Annotated in this window: 19 protein-coding genes; 9 read left to right on the top strand and 10 right to left on the bottom strand. The window is 65.5% G+C overall.

Annotation, left to right across the window (positions count from 1 at the left end; genetic code table 11):
• Positions 1-127 precede the first annotated feature (127 nt).
• Positions 128-2,389 carry a glucosylglycerol-phosphate synthase gene (gene ggpS / locus LPB260_RS00095; RefSeq protein ID WP_208706617.1) on the top strand — a complete coding sequence of 754 codons (2,262 nt, stop codon included), beginning with the start codon at positions 128-130 and terminating at the stop codon, positions 2,387-2,389.
• A gap of 43 nt (positions 2,390-2,432) precedes the next feature.
• Here ggpS and LPB260_RS00090 read toward each other — a convergent pair whose 3' ends face one another.
• Positions 2,433-2,858 (bottom strand): VOC family protein, encoded by a 426-nt coding sequence (locus tag LPB260_RS00090; RefSeq protein ID WP_208706616.1) that lies wholly within the window; start codon positions 2,856-2,858, stop codon positions 2,433-2,435.
• On the bottom strand, positions 2,855-3,295 hold the full coding sequence (locus LPB260_RS00085) for a YciI family protein (protein WP_208706615.1): 441 nt from the start codon (positions 3,293-3,295) through the stop codon (positions 2,855-2,857). The genes LPB260_RS00090 and LPB260_RS00085 overlap by 4 nt, the downstream gene beginning before the upstream one ends.
• Positions 3,296-3,526: 231 nt before the next feature.
• Here LPB260_RS00085 and LPB260_RS00080 point away from each other — a divergent pair, with 231 nt between their 5' ends.
• The gene (locus LPB260_RS00080; protein WP_208706614.1) at positions 3,527-4,276 is read left to right on the top strand and encodes a TIGR01458 family HAD-type hydrolase; all 750 of its coding nucleotides are present in this window, start codon (positions 3,527-3,529) and stop codon (positions 4,274-4,276) included.
• Positions 4,277-4,291: 15 nt separating this feature from the next.
• On the opposite strand, the gene malK is transcribed toward LPB260_RS00080, so the two are convergent.
• The 6 genes from malK to malE form a co-directional block, all read right to left on the bottom strand.
• The gene (malK, locus tag LPB260_RS00075; protein WP_208706613.1) at positions 4,292-5,407 is read right to left on the bottom strand and encodes a maltose/maltodextrin ABC transporter ATP-binding protein MalK; all 1,116 of its coding nucleotides are present in this window, start codon (positions 5,405-5,407) and stop codon (positions 4,292-4,294) included.
• A 13-nt stretch (positions 5,408-5,420) separates the two neighbouring features.
• Entirely contained in the window at positions 5,421-7,049 is a 1,629-nt protein-coding gene (locus LPB260_RS00070; RefSeq protein WP_208706612.1) for an alpha-glucosidase, read from the bottom strand.
• A 595-nt stretch (positions 7,050-7,644) separates the two neighbouring features.
• Complete coding sequence (gene malT / locus LPB260_RS00065; protein WP_208706611.1) at positions 7,645-10,401, bottom strand: HTH-type transcriptional regulator MalT; 2,757 nt, start codon at positions 10,399-10,401, stop codon at positions 7,645-7,647.
• A gap of 372 nt (positions 10,402-10,773) precedes the next feature.
• Positions 10,774-11,664 carry a maltose ABC transporter permease MalG gene (gene malG / locus LPB260_RS00060; protein WP_208706610.1) on the bottom strand — a complete coding sequence of 297 codons (891 nt, stop codon included), beginning with the start codon at positions 11,662-11,664 and terminating at the stop codon, positions 10,774-10,776.
• An 11-nt stretch (positions 11,665-11,675) separates the two neighbouring features.
• Complete coding sequence (malF, locus tag LPB260_RS00055) at positions 11,676-13,241, bottom strand: maltose ABC transporter permease MalF (RefSeq protein ID WP_208706609.1); 1,566 nt, start codon at positions 13,239-13,241, stop codon at positions 11,676-11,678.
• A 58-nt stretch (positions 13,242-13,299) separates the two neighbouring features.
• Positions 13,300-14,487, bottom strand: coding sequence for a maltose/maltodextrin ABC transporter substrate-binding protein MalE (gene malE, locus LPB260_RS00050; RefSeq protein ID WP_208706608.1), 1,188 nt, complete (start codon positions 14,485-14,487; stop codon positions 13,300-13,302).
• A 290-nt stretch (positions 14,488-14,777) separates the two neighbouring features.
• Between malE and LPB260_RS00045 the strand changes: the two genes are divergently transcribed.
• On the top strand, positions 14,778-16,811 hold the full coding sequence (locus LPB260_RS00045; protein ID WP_256625427.1) for an alpha-amylase: 2,034 nt from the start codon (positions 14,778-14,780) through the stop codon (positions 16,809-16,811).
• A 122-nt stretch (positions 16,812-16,933) separates the two neighbouring features.
• Complete coding sequence (locus LPB260_RS00040) at positions 16,934-18,013, top strand: hypothetical protein (RefSeq protein ID WP_208706606.1); 1,080 nt, start codon at positions 16,934-16,936, stop codon at positions 18,011-18,013.
• 107 nt (positions 18,014-18,120) lie between these two features.
• On the opposite strand, the gene LPB260_RS00035 is transcribed toward LPB260_RS00040, so the two are convergent.
• Entirely contained in the window at positions 18,121-18,654 is a 534-nt protein-coding gene (locus LPB260_RS00035) for a transposase (RefSeq protein WP_208706605.1), read from the bottom strand.
• Positions 18,655-18,788: 134 nt separating this feature from the next.
• The gene (locus LPB260_RS00030; RefSeq protein WP_208706604.1) at positions 18,789-20,447 is read right to left on the bottom strand and encodes a glucan 1,4-alpha-maltotetraohydrolase domain-containing protein; all 1,659 of its coding nucleotides are present in this window, start codon (positions 20,445-20,447) and stop codon (positions 18,789-18,791) included.
• A gap of 414 nt (positions 20,448-20,861) precedes the next feature.
• On the opposite strand from LPB260_RS00030, the gene LPB260_RS00025 reads away from it, so the two are divergent.
• The 5 genes from LPB260_RS00025 (at position 20,862) to LPB260_RS00005 (ending at position 25,652) form a co-directional block, all read left to right on the top strand.
• Positions 20,862-22,145 carry a maltoporin gene (locus tag LPB260_RS00025; protein ID WP_208706603.1) on the top strand — a complete coding sequence of 428 codons (1,284 nt, stop codon included), beginning with the start codon at positions 20,862-20,864 and terminating at the stop codon, positions 22,143-22,145.
• Positions 22,146-22,330: 185 nt separating this feature from the next.
• On the top strand, positions 22,331-23,254 hold the full coding sequence (locus tag LPB260_RS00020; protein ID WP_208706602.1) for a MalM family protein: 924 nt from the start codon (positions 22,331-22,333) through the stop codon (positions 23,252-23,254).
• 426 nt (positions 23,255-23,680) lie between these two features.
• Positions 23,681-23,998, top strand: coding sequence for a hypothetical protein (locus tag LPB260_RS00015; RefSeq protein ID WP_208706601.1), 318 nt, complete (start codon positions 23,681-23,683; stop codon positions 23,996-23,998).
• Positions 23,999-24,495: 497 nt separating this feature from the next.
• Positions 24,496-24,903, top strand: a complete 408-nt coding sequence (locus LPB260_RS00010) for a hypothetical protein (RefSeq protein WP_208706600.1) — start codon at positions 24,496-24,498, stop codon at positions 24,901-24,903.
• Positions 24,904-25,469: 566 nt separating this feature from the next.
• The gene (locus tag LPB260_RS00005) at positions 25,470-25,652 is read left to right on the top strand and encodes a hypothetical protein (protein ID WP_208706599.1); all 183 of its coding nucleotides are present in this window, start codon (positions 25,470-25,472) and stop codon (positions 25,650-25,652) included.
• The last annotated feature ends 123 nt before the right edge of the window (positions 25,653-25,775 follow it).

Here is a 25,775-nt window from a genome sequence, read left to right as displayed (position 1 = left end):
ACTGCCCAACACGCAGAGCCCAATGCCTGCCGCGCCATAATCGCGCAGCAATGCATCACTAGGCTCATAGCTCGTCGGCCCACGTCGGCGCGTCAACTGCACCCACTCATGGACAGGGAGACAGCGCATGCTACTTGCTACCGATCTCGATGGAACCTTTCTCGCCGGCGATCCCGAGGATCGCCTGAGCCTCTACCAGACCATTGCCGCCCACCCGGACATCCGCCTGGCCTACGTCACCGGGCGCAGCCTGGAAGCGGTGCTGCCGCTGCTGGCGGACCCGACGCTGCCGCAGCCGGACTTCATCATCGCCGACGTCGGCGCCAGCCTGGTGCACGGCGATACGCTGCAGCCGATCCAGCCGCTGCAGAGCGCGGTGGATGCCCTGTGGCCCGGCGAGAGCCAGGTAGCCAGCGCCATCGAGGGCTTCGAGCTGGAGCGCCAGGACGTGCCCCAGGCCCGCCGCTGCTCCTACTTCTGCACGCCGGAACAGGCGGCCAATCCGGCCCTGCTGGAGGCCGCACAGGCCCTGGGCTGCGACCTTCTGTACTCGGCCGAGCGCTACCTCGACTTCCTGCCCCAGGGGGTGAACAAGGGCAGCAGCCTCAAGGCCCTGGCCGACTGGTTGGAGCTGGAGGCCGACCAGGTGCTGGCGGCCGGCGACACCCTCAATGACCTGTCCATGCTCAGCGGCCCGTTCAAGGGCGTCTGTGTTGGCCAGTCGGAACAAGGCCTGCTCGAAGCCACCGCCCAGCACTCGCTCACCCTGCACGCCGAGCGCCCGGGCTGCGGCGGCATCCTCGAGGCCTTCGCCCACTTCGGTTTCCTCGGCGAACACGGCATCGCCGCCGAACGCCGCAAGGCGGCCCAGCCCGGCAACGCCGAACTGGTGATGGTCTACCACCGCCTGCCCTACGAGGAGCATCGCGGCGCCGACGGCAAGCTGCAGCGTCGCCGGCCGACCTCGCCGAACGGCATCATCCCCACCCTGCTGAGCTTCTTCGGCGACGGCCGGCCGGGCTCCTGGATCGCCTGGGCGGTACACGAGGACGACGATGAGCCCTTCGATACCCATACGCCGGTGGATGCCGAGCGCTACCCCAAGCTCACCGCTGCGCGGGTCAAGCTGAGCAAGGCGGATGTCGACGTCTTCTACAAGCGCTTCTCCAAGGAAGCCTTCTGGCCGACCCTGCACACCTTCTGGGAGCGCGCCACCTTCAACGAGGACGACTGGCAGGTGTTCTGCAAGGTCAACCGCGCGTTCGCCGAGCGCACCGCCCTGGAGGCCGCGGAAGGCGCCACCGTGTGGCTGCACGACTACAACCTGTGGATGGTCCCGGCCTACCTGCGCGAGTTGCGCCCGGACCTGCGCATCGCCTTCTTCCACCACACCTACTTCCCCTCGGCGGACGTGTTCAACGTGCTGCCGTGGCGCCGGCAGATCATCGGCAGCCTGCTGCAGTGCGACTACGTGGGCTTCCATATCCCGCGCCAGGTGGAGAACTTCGTCGACGTGGCCCGCGGCGTCACGCCGCTGCAGACGGTCAGCCGGCAGAACTGCGCGCCGCGCTTCATCACCTACGGCTGCGCGGTCGGCCTGGAGCGCATGACCACCGCCGTGGATACCGGCAGCCGGGTGGTCAAGCTGGGCGCCCATCCGGTCGGTCTGGACATCGACCGGGTCCGCAGCGCCCTGGACAACCCGAAGATCCTCGACATGATGGCCCGCCTGCGCGAGGAGCTGTCCGGGGTCAAGCTGATCCTCTCGGTCGAACGCCTGGATTACACCAAGGGCATCCTGGAGAAGCTCAACGCCTACGAGCGCCTGCTGGCGGAAAACCCGGAGCTGCTCGGCAAGGTCACCCTGGTCACCGTCTGCGTGCCGGCGGCCAAGGAAATGACCATCTACGACGAGCTGCAGGGGCAGATCGAGCAGGCCGTCGGGCGGATCAACGGGCGCTTCGCCCGCATCGGCTGGACGCCGCTGCAGTTCTTCTTCCGCAGCCTGCCGTTCGAGGAGGTCAGCGCCTGGTACGCCATGGCCGACGTCATGTGGATCACCCCGCTGCGCGACGGCCTAAACCTGGTGGCCAAGGAGTTCGTCGCAGCCCAGGGCCTGCTCGGTGGCAGCGGCGTGCTGGTGCTCTCCGAGTTCGCCGGCGCCGCCGCCGAACTCAAGGGTGCCCTGCTGACCAATCCGCACGACCCGGCTGACCTGGTGCAGAGCTGCTACCTGGCGCTGAACCTGCCCAAGGCCGAGGCCCAGGCGCGCCTGCGCCAGCTGTTCGATATCGTCAGCTACAACGACATCCGCCGCTGGGGCGACGAGTTCCTCGCCGGGGTGGCCGAAGAGCCACTGCCCGAGCGCGAGGCCTTGCTGGCCGTCTAGGGCCAGGGCCAGCGGGTGCCTGATGGGGCACCCGCTGGACGGCTCAGCCCATCTGGCTGTCTACCTCGCAGTCGATCATCCACGGTACGCCGAAACGGTCGGTGAACATGGCGAAGCGCGCGGCCCAGAAGGTCGCCTGCAGCTCCATCTGCACCGCCCCTCCTGCCGACAGGGCGGCGTACAGGCGCTCCGCCTGGGGGACGTTGTCCACCTGCAGGCAGACCGAACAGCCCTTGATCCCCTCGTAAGGGCATTGCAGCGGAATGCTGTCCGAGCCCATCAACACCTGGTCATCGAGCTTCAGGCTGGCATGGATGATGCGCTCATGGAACTGCGCCGGAACGTCCTTGGCCATGGGGCTTTCACCGTAGCGCATCAGGGTGTCCAGCTTGCCGTCCAGGCACTCGGCGTAGAACCTGAAGGCGGCCTCGCACTGGCCGTCGAACGACAGATAGCTATTGATCTTCATCCTTTATTTCCTCGCGGTTGGTGTTCGGTGCGCGCGCGCACGCGTTCTTCCTGCTCGCGCAACTCTGGCGTGAGTGCCTCACCGAAGTCCTCGGCCTCGAACAACTGACGAATCTCGATCTCCGAGTCACCCGGCATGGGGTTGGGGCAACGCTTGACCCAGTCGATGCAGGCCTGCAAGGACTCCACCTGAAAGATCCAGAAGCCGGCGATCAGCTCCCGGGTTTCCGGGAAGGGGCCTTGCACCACGCTGCGCTGGCTACCGGCAAACCGCACCCGCGCGCCCCGGCTGCTGGGGTGCAGACCTTCGCCGGCCTGCAACACCCCCGCCTCGACCAACTCCGCGTTGTAACGCCCCATGGCGGCCAACAATTCTTCGCTGGGCATCACACCGGCTTCGGAATCGGCTGTGGCCTTGACCATCACCATAAAACGCATGTCGTGTTTCCTCATCGGGTTGTTGGGGAGCACCAGCCCGGCGCTCACCTGTCGCCTGGTTGCCCTGCCCCGCGGTCGATCGAGGCAAGCGGCTGGCCGTTTTCCACCGGCCAGTCAGCAACCCTAGACCACTCCCCGCGGGCGCGCGCAGACGGCAGCCGCGGACAAGCTGTGCTATCGCTGTAGAAGGCGCTGACGCGCCAGGACCGATACCCACGAGAGAATAGGCCGATGCCACAGGCGGTGCTGCTCGATATCAGCGGCGTGCTCTACCAGGACACCCAGGCGATACCCGGCTCGGTGCAGGCGGTCCGGACCCTGCAGGCCAAGGGCTACCCGCTGCGCCTCGTGACCAACACCTCGCGCCTGACCGCCGCCGAGATCCATCGCCAGCTCCTCGCCATGGGTTATGCCCTGCAGCCCGAGGAGATCTACAGCGCACCGCGCGCCATGCGTCACTACCTGCAGGCGCATGGCCTGCGCCCCTACTGCCTGATCCACCGCAACCTTGAAGCCGAATTCGCCGACCTGCTGGAACTGCCGGCGCCCAATGCGGTAGTCATCGGCGATGCCGCCGAGCGCTTCGACTACGCCCACCTGGAGCGGGCCTTCCACCTGCTGCTGGACGGCGCGCCGCTGCTGGCCATGGGCGACAACCGCTACTTTCGCTACCAGGGCGCACTGCGCCTGGACGCCGGGCCCTTCGTCCGCGCCCTGGAGTACGCCGCCGGGGTGCAGGCCAAGGTGCTCGGCAAACCCTCGCCGGCTTTCTTTGCCGGGGCCCTGGAGGAGCTCGGCGTGGCGGCCGGGCAGGCGCTGATGATCGGCGACGATGTCGAGAGCGACGTGCTGGGCGCGCAGCGCGCCGGCCTGCAGGCCTGCCTGGTGCAGACCGGCAAGTACCGCGCCGGCGACCAAGCCCGGGCCCCTGACGCTCTGCTGGCCAAGGACCTGGCCGATGCGCTGCAACGCTACTGCTGAACCGCGCGTCCGCGCTCAGCCATGGATCGCCGGCTCGCGGTAGTGCCTCGCGCAGGCCTGGCCGTCGGCACGGAACAGGTGGCACTTGTTGGCCATCAGCCCGGCGGCGTAGCGCTGGCCCGCCGCCACCCGCGCGTTACCGTCGCCGCGCAGGGTGATCAGCTCCGCCACCCCTTCCAGGCTCAGGTGGATCAGGTTGTGGTCGCCCAGGCGCTCGGCCACGCCGATCTCGCCGGTAAAAGCGAAGTCGGCCTGCTCGGCGGCGACGAAGTGCTCCGGGCGCACGCCCAGGGTCAGCGCCTCGCCGACCTGCACGGCACTGCCATCGACCGGCACGCGCATGCGGCAGGCGCCGGGCAGCTCGATCTCGACGCCGTCGGCGTCGGCGCCGAGGGCGCGCACCGGCAGGAAGTTCATCTGCGGCGAGCCGATGAAGCCGGCGACGAAGCGGTTCTGCGGGTAATGGTAGAGCTCCAGCGGCGCGCCGACCTGGGCGATCTCGCCGGCGTTGAGCACCACGATCTTGTCGGCCATGGTCATGGCTTCGACCTGGTCGTGGGTGACGTAGATCATGGTCGACTTCAGGCGCTGGTGCAGCCGCGAAATCTCGATGCGCATCTGCACGCGCAGGAAGGCGTCGAGGTTCGACAGCGGCTCGTCGAACAGGAACACCTTGGGTTCGCGGACCATGGTGCGGCCGATCGCCACGCGCTGGCGCTGGCCGCCGGAAAGGTCCTTGGGCTTGCGCTCGAGCAGCTGGTCGAGCTGCAGGATGCGCGACACGGCCTCGACCTTGCGGCGGATCTCGGCCTTGCCGACCTTGGCCAGCTTGAGGCCGAAGGCCATGTTCTCCGCCACGCTCAGGTGCGGGTAGAGGGCGTAGGACTGGAACACCATGCCCACCGAGCGATCCATGGGTGGCAGCTCGTTGACCCGCTGACCGTCGATCAACAGGTCGCCGGCGCTGATGTCTTCCAGCCCGGCGATCAGCCGCAACAGCGTGGACTTGCCGCAGCCGGAGGGGCCGACGAAGACCACGAACTCGCCGTCCTCGATATCCAGGTCGATGTTGCGGGTGATCGCCGCACCGTCGTAGCTCTTGCAGATGTTGCGCAGGGTGACGCTGGCCATGGCTATTTTCCTCTCAGCCCAACAGGCGGGCGAAGCCGTACCCGTGGGCCGGCAAGTGTACCCAGCTGCCGAGGAACTCGGCAGTGCTGGCGGGGACGTCCTCGAGCGGCTCGACCATCAGCGGCAGGTCGTAGCGACGCTCGGCGTCACTCAGGTTGAACAGGCACAACCAGGCCTGCTCGCCCAGGCGCCGTTCGAATACCAGCAGACCGTCGTCGTGGTGGCGCATCTCGATCGCCCCCTCGATCAGCAGCGGCTGCGCCTGGCGCCAGGCGAGGAAACGCCGGTAGGTATTGAGCATCGACTGCGGGTCCGACTCCTGCACGTCCACCGCCAGCGCCCGGTGCGGCTCGGCCAGCGGCAACCAGGGCTGCGCCTTGGAGAAGCCGGCATGGCGCGCGGTGCTGCTCCAGGGCATGGGCGTGCGGCAACCGTCGCGGCCCTTGAACTCCGGCCAGAAGCGGATGCCGTAGGGGTCGACCAGGTCTTCGAAGGCCAGCTCGGCCTCCGGCAGGCCCAGCTCCTCACCCTGGTACAGGCAGACGCTACCGCGCAACGACAGCAGCAGGGCCATCAACAGGCGCCCGCGGGCCGGCTGCTCCTTGCCATGCAGCGCCCAACGGCTTATCACCCGCACCACGTCGTGGTTGCCCACCGACCAGCACGGCCAGCCGTCGCCCAGTTCGCGCTCGATGCTCTCCACCGTGTGGCGGATAAAGGCCGGGCTGCACTGGGCGGTCAGCAGGTCGAAGGAATAGGCCATGTGCAGGGTATCGCCACCGCTGGTATAGGCGGCCATGGTGCGCAGCGACTGGTCGCAGCCGATCTCCGCCACGGTCGAGGTGCCCGGGTAGCGGTCCATCAGCCCGCGCAGGCGGCGCAGGAACGGCAGGTTCTCCGGCTGGCTCTTGTCGAAGCGGTGCTGCTGGTAGGCGTAGGGGTTGTCGGCGCGCACACCGATGCCGCCCTCGCGGATGTCCGGGTTGGGCGGATTGCTGCGCAGTTGCCGGTCGTGGAAGTAGAAGTTCGCCGCATCCAGGCGGAAGCCGTCGACACCAAGCTTGAGCCAGAACTCCATGTCGTCGAGCAGTTGCTGCTGCACCGCCTCGCAGTGGAAATTCAGGTCCGGCTGGCTGGCCAGGAAGTTGTGCAGGTAGTACTGCTTGCGCCGCCCGTCCCAGGACCAGGCGGAACCGCCGAACACCGACAGCCAGTTGTTCGGCGGCGTACCGTCCGGGTTCGGCTCGGCCCAGACGAACCAGTCGGCCTTGGCGTTGGTGCGGCTGGAGCGGCTCTCCTTGAACCACTCGTGCTGGTCCGAGCAGTGGTTGAGCACCTGGTCGATGATGATGCGCAGGCCACGCTCATGGGCCGCGGCGACCAGCGCCTGGAAGTCCTCCAGGCTGCCGAACAGCGGATCGACGCCGCGATAGTCGCTCACGTCGTAGCCGAAATCCTTCATCGGCGAGGTAAAGAAGGGCGACAACCAGATGGCATCGACATTCAGGCTGGCGATGTAGTCGAGCTTGGCCAGCACGCCGGGCAGATCGCCGACGCCATCGTCATTGCTGTCGAAGAAACTGCGCGGGTAAACCTGATAGATGACGCCGCCGCGCCACCAGTCCTTGCGATTAACTGCCATACAGCAAAGCCTTATAGAGGGTGATGACGCTTGCCACTCTAGGCAGGTGGCCCTGCCCGCACATCCTCCCCAGGCGTTTTTTCGCCGGCGTAGCTCTTGCGCATCGGGGAGGAGGAGATCGGCGCCGAGCCTACGACGCGGCACACCCAGCAATGCCCGAATCCGCCCCCATCACCCCATCGGTGCGCACGGCGCACCCTACCGCGCCCCGTACAACCCAGGAGCCGTAGGGTGCGCCATGCGCACCACAACTCGAAATCGCCAGCGCCAGCAAATCGGTGCGCACGGCGCACCCTACGCGGACCTGCACAACCGTGGGTTACCGTAGGGTGCGCCACGCGCACCACAACTCGAAATCGCCCGCGCCAGCAAATCGGTGCGCACAGCGCACCCTACGCGGACCTGCACAACCGTGGGTTACCGTAGGGTGCGCCACGCGCACCACAACACGAAATCGCCAGCGCCGGCAAATCGGTGCGCACGGCGCACCCTACGCGGACCTGCACAACCGTGGGTTACCGTAGGGTGCGCCACGCGCACCACAACTCGAAATCGCCAGCGCCAGCAAATCGGTGCGCACGGCGCACCCTACGCCTTACTCGCCCTGGATCTTGCTCAGCAGGCTGCGTGCCAGCTGCACGGCTTCGCTGCGCTGGGTGATGTTGAGCTTCTGGTAGAGGCTGCGGATGTGGGTCTTGATGGTGGTCGGCGCCACGTTCAGGTGCTCGGAGATCTGCTCGTTGGAAAGGCCCGCATGGATCAGGCTGAGCACCTGCCACTCGCGGCGGGTCAGCGGCGAATGGCGGATCAGCTCGGGCACATCCGGGCGGTTGATGATGTCCTGGATCACCGCCTCGTCGAGGGTGATGCGGATCGCCCGGCTGAAGTCGCGCTGCTGCTGGGCCAGCTGGATCAGGCGGTCGGCGCGCTGGCGCTCCAGCTCGTCGAGCTGGCGTTCGTGCTGCAGGCTCTTGAGCATGGCGATCAGCGGTTTGCCCAGGCGCAGGAAACTGCCGATGGCGCCGGTGCCGCTGGCCAGGGTCATGGCCTTATGCAGGTGATCGAGACTGCTCTGGCGCTCCTCGCGTTGCCAGTAGAGCATGGCCTGGAGGATGTGGTTGCGGTTCTGGTCCATCACCAGCTGGTGGCGCTCGGCGTCGATCTGCAGCTGGCGCAGGATTGGCAAGCCGCGCTCGGCCTGGTTCAGCGCCAGGTAGGCCAGTACATGGTTGCGCGCGTTGCCCTGGGCGAAGTGGTTGGCGCCGGGCTTGAGCGGCGGCGCGGTGCTCAGCCACTGGCGGATGCTGTCCTTGTCCTCGGTGGATTCCCAGTAGCTGAGCATCACCCCGTGGGCATTGGCCTGCCAGTCGATGTGGTAGTCGTCGGCCGCCAGCAGGCTCTTGAGCTTGCCGACATAGTCGGCGCAGACGCTCTGCTGGCCGCGGGCGTGGGCGACCCGGGCCAGCAGCACGTAGCACTGCAGGAACCAGTGGTCGCCGACCCGGTCGAGCAGCTCCAGGCCCTGCAGGGCGCACTGTTCGACCGCATCCAGGTGGTGCCATTCGAGCAGCACCTGGCCGCGCACCCGGTGGATGAACTCCATGATCGGGGTCAACGGCAGCTTTTCCTGCTCGATGTATTGCAGCGCCCGCTCCTGCAGGTTGTAGGCCTTCTGCAGGTGGCCCTGGGCGATGGCGATTTCCGACAGCTGGCCGAGGCTCCACAGCACCGGGTGCGCGGCATTGATCTGCTGCGCACGGCGCACGGTGTCCTCGTGCAGTTGCTGGGCCTGCTGCAGGTCGCCCTGGACGAAGTGCGCCTCGGCCAGCACCGACATCGCCGCGACCTTGGAGGTGCGCATCGTCAGCGGCTCGAAGGCCAGGGCCTCGCGGGCCAGGGCCATGGCCTGCTGCTGGTTGCCCTGGTTGATCGCCACCTGGGCGCGCACGGCCTTGAAGTCGGCCTCGATGCGCACCCATTGCTCGGGGCTGTACTGGCCCTTCTGCGCCGCCTCGCCGGCCTGCAGCCAGCGCTCGACCTGATCACACTGGTACTGGTTCTGCGATGACCAGGCCTGCAGCAGGGTGAACAGCGGCGACTCGGCGACGCGGTTTTCCGGCAGCACCTGCAGGCATTGCTGCAGCAGTTCCAGGCGCCCCTGGCGGTAGAACTGGCGACCGTGGTTGACGAGTATCTCTTCGACCCGCTGCGGGTGGTTGGCCAGCACCGCGTGCTCGGCCGCCTCCTCCGCCATCCGCTCCTCCAGCAGCGCCTCGGCGGCGCGCAGGTGCAACTCGGCGATGCGCGGCGCCTGGTGGGTGCGCAGCTCGCCCTTGAGGAAGCTGGCGAACAGCGGATGGTAGGCGAACCACTGACGCAGGCCATCGACCGGCTGGATGAACAGCCCGCTGCGCTCCAGCTGTTCGAGCATCTCGCGGCCGTTGCAGGTGGCGGTCAGGCGATCGGCCAGGGCCGCGCTGAAGCGCTCCAGCAGGCAGGTGGAATAGAGGAAGTCCTGGGTCGCCTCGCCCAGGCCGGCGAGCACCTGCTCGCGCAGGTAGTCGCGGATATAGGGGTGGCCGAGCTGCAGGCTTTCCAGGAACAGGTCCATGCCGCGCCCGGTCTGCACTTCCTGCACGGCCAGCTGCAAGGCGCAGGGCCAGCCGCCGATACGCCGGTTGAGGCGCTCGATCTGCTCGCGGTTGATGGCAAACGGCAGTCCCAGCTCCAGCAGGCTCTGCACCTCGTCGTGCTCGAAGGCCAGCTGCACGGCGTCGACGGCCAGCAGCTGCTGCTTGACCCGCCATTCGGCGACACCCAGGTCGGGCAGGCCGCGGCTGCACACCAGCAGGGTCAACCACTCCGGCATGTTGCGCAGGAAGAAGCGCAGCGCCTGGATCACCTCGGCGTTGCGCAACTGCTCGAAACCATCGAGCACCAGCAGCAGCGGCGCGTGCTCGGCCGGCAGTTCGGCGAGCAGGCGGGTGAGCAGGCTCTCCGGCCCCTCCTCACCCAGTTCGGCGCGGGCCACGGCTTGCGGGCAACCGGCCTCGAGCTGCCGATCCAGGGCGTTGACCAGGTAGCGGCCGAACTGCCGGGGCTGGTTGTCGTTGCCGTCGAGGTTGAGCCAGGCCACGGCGCCGAGGAAGTCCTGGGCCCACTGGCTGGCCAGCACCGTCTTGCCGAACCCGCTGGGCGCCTGCAGCACGGCCAAGCGCACCTGGGGCAGGCGCTGCAACCACTCATCGAAACGTGGCCGGGCGAGCAGGCCGCGATGGACTGCCGGCGCGGCGAACTTGGCCGGAATCAGCGGCAGGGGTTGCAGCATGGGCGTCGAGGCCAAGGCATTCATAAACGTCTCCCGTTAGTTATGGTTGTTCGGGTAGCGTCGAAATCTAACCAAGTTGCAGGCTTGCGTCTGCGCTATAGGGCAAAAACCTTATGCCCCAGCGACGGCCATCACCATGGTGCGCAGGGCGCACCCTACCCGACGCCGCTCGCGGTCAACCCGTAGGGTGCGCCGCGCGCACCAATAACGGCAGCAGCGCAACCCGAACGCCACAAGCGGCCTTCGATGCAGGCCCTGGTGCGCAGGGCGCACCCTACCCAGTCCCGATACACCGGCGCCCGTAGGGTGCGCCGCGCGCACCAATAAACGGCAGCAGCGCAACCCGAACGTCACAAGCGGGCTTCGATGCAGGCCCCCTGGTGCGCAGGGCGCACCCTACCCCTTCACGCCACCGGCGGTCAGGCCGCCGACTATCCACTTCTGGCAGTAGAGAAACACCGCGGTGATCGGCAGCCCGGAGAGCACCGCCGCGGCGGCGAAGTCGCCCCACAGGTAGTTCTGCTCGTAGAGGTACTGCTGGGCGCCGACCGACAGGGTCAGCTTGTCCACGTCCATCAGCAGCACCGAGGCGATCGGGTATTCGGTGATGCTGGTGATAAAGGCCAGGATGAACACCACCGCGAGGATCGGCACGCTCATCGGCAACAGGATGTACAGGAAGGCCTGCCAGGTGGTGGCGCCATCGACTATGGCGGCCTCTTCCAGGGAGGCGTCGATGCTTTCGAAGTAGCCCTTGATGGTCCAGATGTGCAGGGCCATGCCGCCCAGGGAGGCGACGATCACCGCGCCATGGCTGTTCACCCCCAACCAGCTGGCGTGCTGGCCGAGCTGGTCGAACAGGGCGTAGATGGCCACCAGCGACAGCACCGGCGGGAACATCTGGAAGATCAGCATGCCCTTGAGGATCGGTCCCTTGCCGGCGAAGCGCATGCGCGCGAAGGCGTAGGCGCTGGTGGTCGACAGCATGAGGATCAGCAGCGAGCTGATAAAGGCGATCTTCAGCGAGTTCCACAGCCAGGTCAGCACCGGGAACGGCGGGTTGACCACGCTGCCGTCGGCCTGGGTATAGGGAATGCCCAGGGCCAGCGACCAGTGCTCCAGGGTCGGGTTGTCCGGCAGCAGGCTGCCGGTGGCGAAGTTGCCCTCGCGAAAGGAAATCGACACCACCATCAGCAGCGGGAAGAGGATCAGGCCGATAAAGCCGAGCAGCCCGGCATGAGTCAGCCACAGGCGGTATTTCACGGATTTGGGTTGCACCATCGCCATGGGGTGATTCCTCAGACTTTGACTTTCGACAGTTTCAGGTTGAGCCAGGACATGCCGCCGACCACCAGGAAGATCAGGGTGGCGATGGCCGCCGCCAGGGCGAAGTTCTGTCCGGAATCCTGGAACGCGATGCGGTAGGTGTAGCTGACCAACAGGTCCGTGGTGCCGGCCGGCGTGGTGGCGCCGATGATGTCCGGGCCGCCGCGGGTGAGCAGGGTGATCAGCACGAAGTTGTTGAAGTTGAAGGCGAAGCTGGCGATCAGCAGCGGCGCCAGCGGCTTGATCAGCAGCGGCAGGGTGATCTTCAGCAGGTTGTCCAGCGGCGTGGCGCCGTCCATCGCCGAGGCCTCGTAGAGGTCGCGGGGGATCGCCTGCAGCAGGCCCATGCTCAGCAGCAGCATGTAGGGGTAGCCGAGCCAGGTGTTGACCAGCAGGATCATCCCGCGCGCCAGGGTCGGGTCGCTGAACCAGTCCGGGCGCACGCCGAACAGGCTGTCGAGCAGCAGGTTGATCTCGCCGAAGTTCTGGTTGAACAGGCCGCGGAACACCAGGATCGAGATGAAGGCCGGCACCGCGTAGGGCAGGATCAGCATGACCCGGTAGAACGGCTTGCCACGCACCAGGTCCCACTGCAGCAGGCTGGCCAGCAGCAGCCCAAGCATCAGGGTGAAGAGCACGGTGCCGGCGGCGAACACCACCGTCCAGACGAAGATTTCCAGGAAGGGACCGCGGATGCTCGGATCGCCCAGCACCCTGGCGAAGTTGCTCCAGCCGGCATACACGGTGAAGCCCGGCGCCACCCTGTTGCCGTGGCTGTCGACATAGAAGCCGCTGTCGTGGTCGGCGGTAAGCCGCTCGGAACTGCGGGTATTGAGCAGGTCACCGCCCTCCAGCAGGCGGAACAGCGGCTTGACCGCCGCCACCTCGCGCAGGCCGTACAGGCGCAGCAGTTCGCCCTCAGCATCGCGCAGCGCCCACTGCTCCAGTTCGGCCCGGCGCTGGATCACCTCGCGCAGCGGCAGTGCCTCGCCCAGTGCTTCAGCCTCGGCGGGCTGCAACGGCAGCGGCGAACGCACGGCCGGGTCGCCCAGCAGAGGCGGCGAGACGAACACGCCCCGTTCGCCCCGGTCGACCCGCAGGCGCAGCTCGCCGGCCGCATCGCGGTGCAGGGCGAAGGCATAGCGTTCGCCGGCCAGGTAGGTCTGATTCAGGTGGTAGCGCTGGACCTGCTCGAAACTCAGCAGGTTGCTCGCGCTGTAATTGGTAAAGCCGATGCCGACCGTGTACAGCAGCGGGAAGATCACGAACACCAGCATCCCGGCCAGCGACGGATAGATATAGCGGTGGGCGTAGGTACGGCGGCTGATGAACACATAGCTGGCGATGCCGGTGACCACCAGGCCGAGCAGGGCGAAAGCCAGCTGCTGCTGGGCATACAGCGCCACCACCAGGTACAGCGCCAGGGCGTTGAACAGGCTCCAGACCGACCAGCGCAGGGCCTTGCGCAGCGAGGGCGGGGTGAGACTCTTGGTCATGGGCAGACCGGCCAGGTCGGCAGGCTCGTTAAGGGCTGACATCTACTTATAGCCTCAGGCAGGTCCGCCACCGACGCCTGGCGTCGGTGGCGGCTGGGTTTCACTTGGCGATGCGCTTGGCGGCGTCGTCGAGGGCGGCATCCACGCTCTGGCGGCCCGAGGTGATGTTGGTCAGGGCTGGCGCCATGGCCGACCAAAACGCGCCCATCTCCGGCACGTTGGGCATCGGCCGACCCATGGCGGCGTTGTCGAAGGTCGCCTTGATCAGCGGGTCACTGGCCAGCTCGGCCATATAGGCCTTGTGGGTCACCGCGCCCAGCGGCACGTCGGCATTCACCGTCCTCAGGCCCTCGACCTGCAGCAGGTAGCTCTCGAGGAACTCCACGGCCAGGGCCTGGTTCGGGCTGGCGGCGTTCAGGGTCGCGGCCATCACCCCGCTGAACGGCTTGCTCGGCTCGCTGCCGACCGCCGGGATCGGCGCCACGCCGAAGTCGATGCCGCTCTTCTTGATGTTCGACCAGGCCCAGGGGCCGCTGATGAACATGGCCGATTCGCCCTTGTTGAACGCCGCCTCGGCCACGCTGTAGTCGGCGCCCTTGGGCATCACGCCCTGGTCGATCAGCGCCTTGAGGGTGGCGGCGCCCTGCTTGGCGCCGGCCGAGTTGACTCCGGTCTTGCTCACGTCGAAGCCACCGTCGGCTTCGGCGAACACGTAACCGCCGTTGGCCGCCAGCAGCGGCCAGGTGAAGTAGGTGTTGTTGTAGTCCCAGAGGATGGCGCGCTTGCCGTCTTTGGCCAGCTCCTCGTTGAGCGCCATGACCTCGTCGAAGCTCGCGGGCGGGGTCTTGACCAGGGCCTTGTTGTAGATCAGCCCGGTGGCCTCCACGGCGATCGGGTAGCCCCACAGCTTGCCGTCGTAGGTCACCGCCTGCCAGGCGAAGTCCTCGCTCTCGGCGCGGGTCTTGGCACTGGGGTTGATCGGCGAGATCAGGCCGCTCTGTGCCCACTCACCGAAACGGTCGTGGGCCCAGATGAAGATATCCGGACCATTGCCGGTGGCGGCGGCCTGCTGGAACTTGTCGGTGGCGCTGTCCGGATGGGCCACCTCGACCTTGATCCCGGTGTCCGCGGTGAAACGCTCGCCGACCTCGGCCAGACCCTTGTAGCCCTTGTCGCCATTGATCCAGATGACCAGCTTGCCTTCCTCGATGGCCGCCTGGCTCGTCAAAGGCAGACCCAGGGTGGCGGCCAGGCCGATCGCGGCGGCGCCAAACAGCTTCTTGTTCATGCGTGATTTCCTCGTGGCTTCTTATAGTTAATCCACATCCGCTGCCTGCCATGGACCGGTCGAGCAGCCCCTGCATCCTCGACCAGAAAAGCCCAGCCCACATCCTCCCCGGATCGACTCGAGCAGGGCGTAGCAATGGGGGCGTAGTCTGCCACCACCGCGATAAAAATCGACCCATCCCTGCCCTTTCTGCGCCTGTCGCAGCGCACAGCCAGTCGCTTCAATGGGGTTTCCCCCGACCCCGGAGAGCCCCCATGCGCCCCTCAGTGTCCCCTTATCGATGGCTGTTCGTGTTGACGATCCTTCTGCTGCCGGGGCGCGTCGCCCTCGCCGCGCCGCCGGTCCAGGCCTGGCTGGACCAGCAAGCCGTGGCGCTGGACTGGCAGACGGATGGCCGGCAACGCTTCAGCAGTGAACTGGAGCTGGCCCCCGGCCTGCTGGTGCTACAAGGGCCTGCCGGCAGCGCCGCCGCCCAGGCGCTGGCGCCGTACCAGCGCCACCCCTGGCGCGAAGACAGCCACTTGAGCCTGACGCTGGCGACTGCCGGTCGCTACCGCCTGCTGTTCCAGGGCGGCGACGCGCCGAGTCTACGCCTGCTGCCGGTCAAGCAGGCCGCCCGCCCGACCCGCTGCGCGAGCTGGCAGGGCGAAGCCCTGGAGGTCGATGTCAGCCGGGTGTTCGCCGATGGCCAGCTGCTGCGCGACGCCTACAGCGGCCAGCAGGCCCGGGTCGAGCATGGCCGGGTCAGCCTGAAGCCTTCGGCCCAGAGCGGCGGCCTGTTGCTACTGGAGGCGGCCGAAGCGGATGCGCCGGCTTCCCATGACTGGCGCAACGCCACGGTCTACTTCGTCCTCACCGACCGCTTCGCCAACGGCGACCCCGGCAACGACCGCAGCTACGGCCGCCAGCCGGACGGCGAGCAGGAGATCGGCACCTTCCATGGCGGAGACCTCAAGGGCCTGACCGGCAAACTCGACTACCTGCAGCAGCTCGGAGTCAGCGCCCTGTGGCTCAGCGCGCCCTATGAACAGATCCACGGCTGGGTCGGCGGCGGCGATCAAGGCGACTTCCGCCACTACGCCTATCACGGCTATTACGCCCTGGACTACACCCAGCTGGACGCCAACATGGGCCGCGAGGACGAGCTGCGCGAGCTGATCCGGCAGGCCCACGCCCGCGGCATCCGCGTGCTGTTCGACGTGGTGCTCAACCATCCCGGCTACTCGACCCTGGCCGACATGCAGGCGCTTGACTTCGGCGCCCTGCGCGGCGGCATGAGCAAGTTCCTGCCCAATGACTGGAGCGCCTGGCGCCCCGAGCCCTTCGAGAACCTGCACGCCTACCACAACCTGATCGACTACCAGCACCCGAACTGGGCCGCCTGGTGGGGCAAGGACTGGGTGCGCGCCGGCATCGCCGACTACGACAGCCCGCCCAGCGTGCTGGCCGACCCGCTCAAGGGCTCGCTGGCCTTCCTCCCGGACTTCAAGACCGACAGCCAGCAGGCGGTCGCCCTACCCGCCTTCCTCAAACGCAAGCAGCCGACCCGCGCGGTCGAGCGCGCAGGCTACCGGGTGCGCGACTACCTGGCCGAATGGCTGAGCTTCTGGGTGCGCGAGTTCGGCGTCGACGGCTTTCGCGCCGACACCGTCAAGCATGTCGACTTGGCCAGTTGGGCCGAACTGCGCCGCGCCGCCGACCAGGCGCGCGCCGAGTGGTCCGCCAACAACCCGCACGACCCCATGAGCGGCACGCCGTTCTGGATGGTCGGCGAGGTGTTCGGCCACGGCCCGCAACCCAACAGCTACCAGGCCAACGGCTTCGACGGTCTGATCAACTTCGCCTTCCAGCACGACAGCGCCGGCCCGGCCAGCGAGTGCCTGGCCCAGGCCGACAGCACCTACCGCGACTACGCTGCCTTGCTGTCCGACAACCCGGCGCACAACTTCATGAGCTACGCCTCGTCCCACGACACCTCGCTGTTCTTCGCCAGTCAGGGGCACAGCCTGGCGCGCCAGCGCGGCCTAGCCTCGGCCCTGCTGCTGAGCCCCGGCGCGGTGCAGCTCTACTACGGCGATGAAAGCGCGCGGCGCCTCGGCCCCAGCGGTTCGGACCCGCAACAGGGCACCCGCTCGGCGATGAACTGGAGCGAGCACGAGCAGCCCGAGATCGCCGCGCTGATTCGCCACTGGCAGCTGCTCGGACAGTTTCGCGCCCGTCACCCGGCCATCGGCGCCGGCCGCCACCAGCGCCTGCCCGGCCAGGCCTACGCCTTCAGCCGCCAGCTCGGCGCCGACAAGGTGGTAGTTGTGCAGGGCCCCTAAACCCGTGGTGCGCATGGCGCACCCTACAGAAAACACCCCGTAGGGTGCGCCATGCGCACCAATCCCAACACCACCCTAGGGTGCGCCCCGCGCACCAGCCATTTCCCGCAACAGGTGCCCAGATGACCGCCGAACAACAACGCCACCAGCAACAACTGGCCTTCGCCGCCAGCGGCGCGGAACTTGAGATCGGCAGCGCCGCCGACTGCCCCCTGCCCCTCGAGCAACTGGTTATCACCGACGCCGACAGCCCCTGGGTACGCCAGCACTTCAGCGCCGGCCTGACCGCCGAGGTCTATCGCATCGAAGCCGGCGATCGCCACTGGACCCTCAAGCGCGCCCGCCAGCGCTGCAAGGTGCAGAACGTCGACGGCCAGACCTCCTTTCTCAACGAGCTGCAACACCGCGCCGACATCCAGCGGCTAAAGGCCGGCCCCGGCGGCTTTGAGCGCTTCGCCGCCCTGGTCGACACCCAGTACGCCAGCTACCGCCGTGGTGTGCTGCTGTCGCCCTGGATCGCCGGGAAACCGGTGCAGGACTGGACGGAGCGGCGCCTGTTGCAGCTGTTCGACTGCCTGCGCGCGCTGCTGCTGGAGGGCCTGTTCGAGTGGGACCTGTGCCCGGGCAACATCCTCGACGACGGCCGGATTCGCCTGTTCGACTTCGGCTACATGTACCGCTTCGACCCGCTGCGGCACTTCAACAGCAACGGCACGGCTACCCCCCAGTTCCATGGCGCCGAGCGCTTCGAGACGCGCCACTATTTCGCCCACCTGATGACCCTGGAGCGACAGTCGGAAACCCGGGCCCTGGCCGCCCTGCGCCTGGAGAAGCAGATCACCCTGGACACCTACCGGCAGCTGCAGATGGACCTGGCGCAACGGGGCGCCAGCCCGGTGGTGCTGGATTGGCTGGCGGCCATCTGCGCAGGCTGGCAACGGGCGCTGCAGGGCGACCTGGAAGACCTGTACCTGGAGGAAGCCTGGCGTTCCCACTGGCTGGACCTGCACGACGACCTCGGCGGCCAGACCTGCACGCCGCTGACCCTGGCCCGTATCGACTGGCTGGAAAGCGCCCTGCACCAACGCCAGGCAGACCTGCGGCGTCTGCAAGTCCTGGAGACGCCAGGCGCCGGCGAGGACTTTCGCGAGCAACTGCGCCTGGCCCGCCAGCAGGCCAGCACCTGGCAGGTCGGCGGTTGATGCCGGTGCGCGCGGCGCACCCTACCGGGCAGGCACCTCTACCCCCGTAGGGTGCGCCTCGCGCACCACCTGGCTTACACGGCCACGCGGAAATGGGATGCACCGGCTCACTCGCCGAACCCTCCCTGCACCTCCCCGGCGCCGCCCCAATCCGCCGGATACACGCCATCCCGCACCAGGCGGTGGTAGCTCGACCAGGGCCAGTCGCCAACCCGCGCGACCAGGCCATGACGCACCGGGTTCCAGTGCAGGTAATCCAGATGCTGGCGATAGTCCCGCTCATCGCGGATGCGGTGTTCCCAGAAGCGCCGCTGCCACAGTCCGGATTCACGACGCAGGCTGCGGCTAAAGCCGATGCTGGCCGACAGCTCGGGCACTGCCTGGCTGGTCAGGCGCTTGATCTTCGACCAGCGCACAGCAAAATCGGCGTCACCTTCGGGCAGTTGCCAGAGGCAGTGCAGGTGGTCGGGCAGCAGCACCCAACCATGGATGTTGAAGGGGTGCCCCTGGCGTACCTGTTCGATGGCCAGGCGCAAGGCTTCACGCAGCCTGGGCTGGGTCAGCACAGGCTGGCGCTTATGGGTCACCAGGGTGAAGAAATAGCAGGCACCGGTCTCCCGGGCACGACGGTAGTTGGACATTCCCTGTCTCCTGATACGAATCGCTCGATCAGGATAGAACCTGGTGCGCGCGGCGCACCCTACGGCCACCCTTAACCACAGCAGCTGGCGCACGCACGTAGGGTGCGCCATGCGCACCAGGGCCGTCATAGCCGTCAGAAGCGACCGATGCTGATTACGCCCTCGGCGCTGGTCAGGCGGTTATTGGCGCCCGGTTGCCAGGTCTTGACCTGGGTCGGGTTGCTCTCGCTGCGGATGATGCATTTCCACTCCAGGCTCTGCTGCGCCGGCAGGCGGATCACCCCTTTCCACGTCGGGTAGGCGCTGGTGTCGGTGAGGCGCACGGCATTGGCCGAGTTCCAGCTGCCCAGCTCGGCGCTGCTGCCGACCGCATAGACGCTGTCGCCCAACTGGGTGACGCCGTTGTCGCAGCGGAAATTGACATTCACCTGGCCGCCGCCGGTGCTGCCGCTGCGCCAGATGCGCACCTGGCCGTTATCGACATTCAGCGCCTGGGTGAAGCTGCCGCCGGCCACCTGGTTGGGGTTGCTCAGGTTGGAGCCCAGGGCGATCACCAGTTGCTGCTGCTCGCCGGTCACTGTGGCCACCAGCCCCGAATAGCTGCTGTGGAACTGGATCGCCGACGCCGCCTTGACCCCCGCCGCGCGGCGGATCTGGATCAGCTGGCGGATAAAGTCGCCATGGCCCCAGTCGTACATGTGCGGCCAGTACACCACCGGCGTGCCGGGGCTGCTGAGGATATAGGCGTAGGCCTGCTTGAGCTTGGCGTCGGGCAGCGGCCAATGGTGCTGGCCGCCGTTGGGGCCGGGCGAGTAGCCGGTATCGTGGTTGTCGACAAAGGTCACCGCCACCTCGCGCCAGCGCGCATCGGGGTTGCCGTTGAGGCCATGGCGCCAGTCGGCGATGCTGCCGTTCTGCATGCGTTCCTTGAGGGCGAAGTCGAACACCGTGCACTTGGCGCGGTCGGACCAGTCCTTGATCACCTGCTGCCAACTGGCGCCGTTGCGCCAATCCCAGCTCGGGTATTCGCCCGGCGCCTTCCACAGCTCCCCGACGCAGAAAGCGTTGTCCTGGGCGGCGCTCATCCAGCTGTTGACCCGCTCGCCGGCATAGCCGCGGACGAAGTCGAAGCGCAGACCGCCGGCGCCGTAGTTGCTGCGCAGGTTGCTGAACTCCTGCTGGAACATGGCGTAGTTCTGCGCATGGGCGGTGTTGAGGTCGGCCTCACCGCCGACGAAGCGGTCGCCGTCGTCGCAATCGTTGGGGTAGTTGCCGGGGTCGACGCAGTCGTTGCGCCACAGGCCCTGGCCGGCCGGCAGGTTGATCTCCTTGTTGGGGTAGCCACGGTTCATGTGGTTGGGTACCACATCGTAAACCGGCTTGACCCCGGCGCCGTTCAGCGCGTTGGCCGCCTGCTTGAGCTGGCTGTCGCCGCCATAGCGGCCGTTCTTGTTGAAGTCATGCCAGAAGTAGCCTTCGCCGCCCCCCGAGGTGCCATCGCCCGGGTTGCTCCAGCTGGAGAAATCGCGCCAGGGCACCGGCATCCACACCGCGGTGAAACCGTCGGCGGCGATGCTCGGGGCCTTGCTGGCGAGGGTGCTGTACCAGGTGTTGGGGGCGGTTCTCACCACGTTCCAGTGAAAGCCCTGGAGGATGATCTCGTCGCCGCCGTGGTAGCGCACCCCGTTCGGCGACTTGCCGCTGGCGTCCGCCGCGTGCAGCAGGTTGCCCCAGGGGTAGGCCAGGGGCGTCAGGGCCAGGGTCAGACCGGCGATTCGCAGGTATCGGTTCATCGTAAAGCTCCTTGTTGTCATTGTTCTGAGCATCCGACTTCGGGGGGCCGCCCCCGGATGGATAGACCGGCGGCCCCGAGGGTCCACCCGACTGTCGCAGCCTGCCGTCCCTGGGCGGCGCCTCCTACCTCCCCCCGGCGTTTTTTTGCGGCGTAGGCCGCAGGCGTAGACCGCCCATGGCTACCTCCGCCCCGCCCTCCCCGGCACCTACGCCCCACTACGCCCAGCCCCTCAGCCTGGAAAAAAAATCGCCGGGAGGATGTGGCCCAACCGGCCTTGGCGGACGCTTGCCGACAGCCGCCACCGGTTCATCTGCCCCTACCCGGTCGTGCAGCAGCCCATGGCCCCGGCCCTGGCAACGGCTTCGCCAACCAGCGGCCACCTCGAATCCAACAACAACAAAAGGTCCCCACGATGAACAAGATCCACCCTGCCCCGCTGTTCCGCCCCAGCGCCCTGGTCGCCGCCCTGCTGCTGGCCAGCCCGGCCATGGCCGTCGACTTCCACGGCTACCTGCGCTCCGGCATCGGCGCCACCGGCGGTGGCGGCGACCAGGCGTGCTTCCAGGCCGCCGGCGCGCCGGCCAAGTACCGCCTGGGCAACGAGTGCGAAACCTACGCCGAGATCGGCCTGGGTCAGGAAGTGTGGAAGGAAGGCGAGCAGAGCTTCTACGTCGACAGCATGATTGCCTACAAGTCGAACCAGGCGAACGACTGGGAAGCCACCGACAGCAAGGGCGGCAACGGCGACAACCCCTACGCCAACGGCACCAGCTCGATCCGCCAGTTCAACGTGCAGGGCAAGAACGTCCTCAGCATGCTGCCCGGCTCCACCCTGTGGGCGGGCAAGCGCTACTACCAGCGCCACGACGTGCACATCAACGATTACTACTACTGGGATGTCTCCGGCCCCGGCGCCGGCATCGAGAACATCGACCTGGGCTTCGCCAAGGCCCACATCGCCTGGATGCGCAACACCGATGGCACCTGGGTATACAACGGCGCCGGCACCGGCACCAACGTGGCCAACGACACCCTCGACCTGCGCCTGAACGACATCGACTTCAACACCGACGGCAAGCTGGAGTTCGGCTACGACTACGGCAAGGCCAACCTCACCGACGAGCAGGAAAAGGACCCGGGCTATCGCGACCAGAAGGGCCACCTGATCACCGTCGAGCACACCCAGGGCAACTGGTTCGGCGGCTTCAACAAGCTGGCCCTGCAATACGGTACCGACGGCATCATCGGCGGCACCGGGCGCAACACCACCGGCAACAGCAACGGCGACATGCAGCGCCTGGTCAACCAGGGCGTGGTCGGCCTGAGCGACAACATCGAAATGATGTACGTGCAGATCTACGAGAACAAAGACTTCGACAACGACTCCGGGCAGCAGTGGTTCTCCTTCGGCGTGCGCCCCGTGTACAAGTGGGACAACGTCATGAGCACCGCCCTGGAGTTCGGCTACGACCGCGTCAACCCGCAAGCCGACGGCGCCGACACCGTCGACCTGAAAAAGATCACCCTGGCCCAGCAGTGGTCGGCCGGCCGCAGCTTCTGGGCGCGCCCGCAGATCCGCGTGTTCGCCACCTACGCGATGTGGGACGGCGACAAATACAACGCCGCCAGCGAGTCGGTGGAAATGGGCGACGACAACGGCCTGACCTTCGGCGTACAGGCCGAAGCCTGGTGGTAAGCCGCTGACTGCCCGTTGCATCCGGGCAGGTTCCATCCGCAACAACGCTGCTCCAATGGCTTTGCCCCGGACCTGCAACAGGCCGGGGCCCTTTTTCCAGGAGTCCGCCCCACGCGGCTCGCACAATCGCGCGCGGCCCAGCGTGAACAGGACTCGCAGGCATGAACACAATAAGAGGAACAACCATGCCGTACATCAAGACAACCGGCCTCGCCCTGCTCGGTGTGCTGCTGACAGGCTGCAGCAACGACGCCCTGCGCCGGGTCGACGCCTTCGCCCAGACGCCCGCCCCCATCGCCACCAGCCAGGGCGCGGCCCTCGCCGCCCTGGCCGCCGCACCGCTCTGCTGCGCCAGCCTGCGCGAGCTGCCCTATACCCCTATCGGCCCCGACTTTTCCGCCAGCGTGCAGATCGACCGTCACGCACCGGCCTTTCAATTCGACAGCGGCAAGAGCTTCTTCCGCGCCTTCGCCCTGCCGCACAACAGCCGCTCCTTCGAAATCCGCCTGTACAGCCAGGCCGGCGACACCGTGCTGGCGCCCAACGCCATGCTGCTCGACAGCCAGTTCCGCGTCACCCGCCTGCTCGGCGCCGACGACTTCACCTACGTGCCCGCCCAGGGCCTCAAGGGCGACAGCCTGGACGCCCGGCTGCGGGTCGACCGGCTGTACCTGGACAACCCCGGCAACGAAAGCTACCTGATCCTCTACACCAGCGACGCCCAGCTGGCCGGCAAGACGCTCATGGAGCACCCGGCCAAGGCCTATGCCAAGGCGCGCGGCACCCAGCCGCCGAACATCCCCGACCCGGTGGCCCTGCACGTGCCCGAGGGCGTCATCAAGATGGTGCTGATCGAAGACGGCAGCGCCGGCCAGCAGGCCAACAGCTACGTGCCGCCGCGCAGCATCGGTCGTGAAATGGGCAACGAACTGCCCAGCGTGCCGGCACCGGCGGTGCTGCCGGAAACCCAGGCCTACTACCGCCAGGCGATCGACGCCGCGCTGGCCAGCAAGGACCTGGAACGCGCTCTGCGCCTGGCCGACGAAGCCGCCCGGGTCGGCGACCCGAGTGCCAAGGCCTACCTGCTCGAGCGCATCCAGATCAAATGAACCCTCCCCTCCAGGGATGTCCTTAGGGCGGCCAATGGCCGCCCCTTTTTAGAGTTAGCGCCACATGCGAGCAGGCAGCTAACGCACCGCCCGCCCAGCAAAACTGACCACCGCACCGAATCGACTTCGCCCATACCGCCGCGTTGCCTGTTACCAACTGCCGATTTGCCCACGCGCAGTACAGCTGCCAGAACCAATTGGTCATCACCGACCATATTGTTTCCCGTCCCCGGCACGCGCTAATCTCGACGCCTCTTCGGCCCCTCGCAAATGGAATTGTCCCGATGGTGCATAACACCCCCGCGCCCAAACGCCCCCCGCCCAAGGCGCGCGCCAGAGCCCTTCAGGCTCCCCCCTCCCAGAACGTTATCCACCAAATGGTGCGTTTAAACGCACCGTTTGGTGCCTAATTTTAGTTAGGTGCTTATGGACTATTCCGCACAATCTGTAACGGCGCTGCTTCGGGGGCCACTAATTACCACGCCGCAAGGCTGGGTAGTTATCTTCGCAGCAATTGTTTATTTCACGCTGGCTGTTACATTCGGCGCATTTGATTTGACCCCACCGCTGGTAAAAAGCCCCAGCGTCGCAATCACCATTTGCATTTTTTGGCCGTTCATTGTGTTTCTGCAATTTGTAAAAAGTGGCTTGCCTTCATTCAGGCCATCAATCTTATCCGCTGTAATTACTGGGCTTTATGCCGCTGCTCCTTTCATATACGTTGGCTGGAAACTTTGGGAGTAACTCCGTGCATCTTCACAATCACACAGCGCTGCTTCGTCGATAACGCACCTAACAATGCGCTCAAATCGTTCGCTCCGCTCACTGGGACCGGCTAAAGCCGGCCCCTTAGCTTAATCGTTAGAGGCAGAGCATAACCATGCTGCCAACCAGAAGGGCCAGAACACTAGTGATAACGCTATTATTATGCGCAGCCATACTATTGGCTGGCCCTTTTATAATAATGATCATTGTATTCAACTCGGCACCACACTCACCAAATTCCATATGGGGAATCCCGGTCGTAATTCATCAAAATCTCTACTACCCAATACTTTCCAAATTATCAAACGACAACCTATACAAGTCGCAGTTCTTAAAATTTACAAGCTACTTATGCGATAAGCACCCTGACAGATGCACAGAATAAACACCATGCCTCTAACAAATGGTTCAAATCGCTCGCTTCGCTCACTGGGACGGGCTAAAGCCCGCCCCTTAACCAAACGTTAGAGAACAACATGGTACGCAGCTCAATATCACTTGGCTTAGCCGCAGCAGTCGCCGCATATTTAATTGCAAAAACCCTGAAGCTCGTACTTATTTCCGTGTTCGGCGAGCCACTCTCAGGGCCATTCCTTAATCTTATGCTTGAGGCTATTTATAGCCTTCCTTGGCTGGCAGGAGGTTTTGTTGCAGGATATTTTTCTAGTAAAACGCCACTCAAAAGCGGTGCAGGAACAGGCGCTATTTACGGTGTAATTTACTGCCTAATCGGTATAGCAATGCTTGCTACTCAAACACATGGGGTACACGACCGCTTGGCGCAGCTAAGTTTCGCGGCAGTTGGCATTGCTAAGTTTTCATTCTTGTTCACACTATCCGCTGCTTTAGGCTATACAACCAAAGCAACGTGGAAAGTTCTCTAACTAGTGGTTCAAGTCGTTCGCTTCGCTCACTGGGACGGGCTAAAGCCCGCCCCTTAACCAAACGTTAGCAGCAGCTGGAGCCCATAAGTAAAGTTCATGAGTATAGAAAAGAGAGCAGCACACATCTTGGTAATATTTGGCGTGCTGATTTGGGGAATAATTCTTGGAGCCCGAGCTCCTTATGTGCCCTTGGCAGATTTAGAGTACGTCGTACTCCCGTACTCATCATTGCTGATTTTTTTTTGCGCTTATTCTGATGTGCAGCATCTACAAAGGAACACCTTCAAAACCTGCGGGTTTCCGGTACCTAGCCAACATATACAAAGAAGGCAACTATAAGCAGTTTTTGTATTCTCTCTTCGCTATTCCAGCGTCCAGCTGTTTAATGGGGGCCTTCACGTATATGCTGGTTGCAACGTTGCCCGCCTATCCGACCAAATTTTTAATGGCTGGTACAGCAGAAGCTCAGGCGACTTGCATTCAGACAGGTAGAGACAAAGCCAGAGGTAGTTGGTCTATGTTTCTATTGAAGAATGGTGAAGAATGGACAGTTCCTAGTTTTGGCCATGTCTGCCCAAAAGAACAACGAAGTTGCTTACTTACTTTTACAACCGGAACAGCTGGATACTTTGTTCATAAAATTAAATGCAACTAACGATTTCTTCATATCGCACAACGAACTGGCACACAAAATCGCTGGCATGGCGCTTCGCGCAGAGGCAGCGGTTGCGCTTATTAAAAGGCGCTAGCTCCTACAATCACATATTCGCGAACGACCATATATTACGCTGCTCACAAATGGTATATGGACGCTCCCTACAAGTAGATGAGGAATCGCTTTTCAAGCCTGTCGTCAGTGCGGTTGCATTCGT

This window comes from Pseudomonas sp. LPB0260, assembly GCF_013388395.1.
The sequence above is the reverse complement of the archived record's forward strand: the minus strand, read 5'-3'. Positions and strand labels throughout refer to the sequence as shown.

Coding starts and splice junctions, on each gene's coding strand:
- malG (WP_208706610.1), bottom strand. CDS start 11,664: ATGGCGATGGTGCAACCCAAATCCGTGAAATACCGCCTGTGGCTGACT.
- LPB260_RS00025 (WP_208706603.1), top strand. CDS start 20,862: ATGAACAAGATCCACCCTGCCCCGCTGTTCCGCCCCAGCGCCCTGGTC.
- LPB260_RS00085 (WP_208706615.1), bottom strand. CDS start 3,295: ATGCGTTTTATGGTGATGGTCAAGGCCACAGCCGATTCCGAAGCCGGT.
- LPB260_RS00080 (WP_208706614.1), top strand. CDS start 3,527: ATGCCACAGGCGGTGCTGCTCGATATCAGCGGCGTGCTCTACCAGGAC.
- LPB260_RS00015 (WP_208706601.1), top strand. CDS start 23,681: ATGGACTATTCCGCACAATCTGTAACGGCGCTGCTTCGGGGGCCACTA.
- ggpS (WP_208706617.1), top strand. CDS start 128: ATGCTACTTGCTACCGATCTCGATGGAACCTTTCTCGCCGGCGATCCC.
- LPB260_RS00070 (WP_208706612.1), bottom strand. CDS start 7,049: ATGGCAGTTAATCGCAAGGACTGGTGGCGCGGCGGCGTCATCTATCAG.
- malT (WP_208706611.1), bottom strand. CDS start 10,401: ATGAATGCCTTGGCCTCGACGCCCATGCTGCAACCCCTGCCGCTGATT.
- LPB260_RS00035 (WP_208706605.1), bottom strand. CDS start 18,654: ATGTCCAACTACCGTCGTGCCCGGGAGACCGGTGCCTGCTATTTCTTC.
- LPB260_RS00030 (WP_208706604.1), bottom strand. CDS start 20,447: ATGAACCGATACCTGCGAATCGCCGGTCTGACCCTGGCCCTGACGCCC.
- malF (WP_208706609.1), bottom strand. CDS start 13,241: ATGTCAGCCCTTAACGAGCCTGCCGACCTGGCCGGTCTGCCCATGACC.
- LPB260_RS00090 (WP_208706616.1), bottom strand. CDS start 2,858: ATGAAGATCAATAGCTATCTGTCGTTCGACGGCCAGTGCGAGGCCGCC.
- LPB260_RS00010 (WP_208706600.1), top strand. CDS start 24,496: ATGGTACGCAGCTCAATATCACTTGGCTTAGCCGCAGCAGTCGCCGCA.
- malE (WP_208706608.1), bottom strand. CDS start 14,487: ATGAACAAGAAGCTGTTTGGCGCCGCCGCGATCGGCCTGGCCGCCACC.
- LPB260_RS00040 (WP_208706606.1), top strand. CDS start 16,934: ATGACCGCCGAACAACAACGCCACCAGCAACAACTGGCCTTCGCCGCC.
- LPB260_RS00005 (WP_208706599.1), top strand. CDS start 25,470: ATGTCTGCCCAAAAGAACAACGAAGTTGCTTACTTACTTTTACAACCG.
- malK (WP_208706613.1), bottom strand. CDS start 5,407: ATGGCCAGCGTCACCCTGCGCAACATCTGCAAGAGCTACGACGGTGCG.
- LPB260_RS00020 (WP_208706602.1), top strand. CDS start 22,331: ATGCCGTACATCAAGACAACCGGCCTCGCCCTGCTCGGTGTGCTGCTG.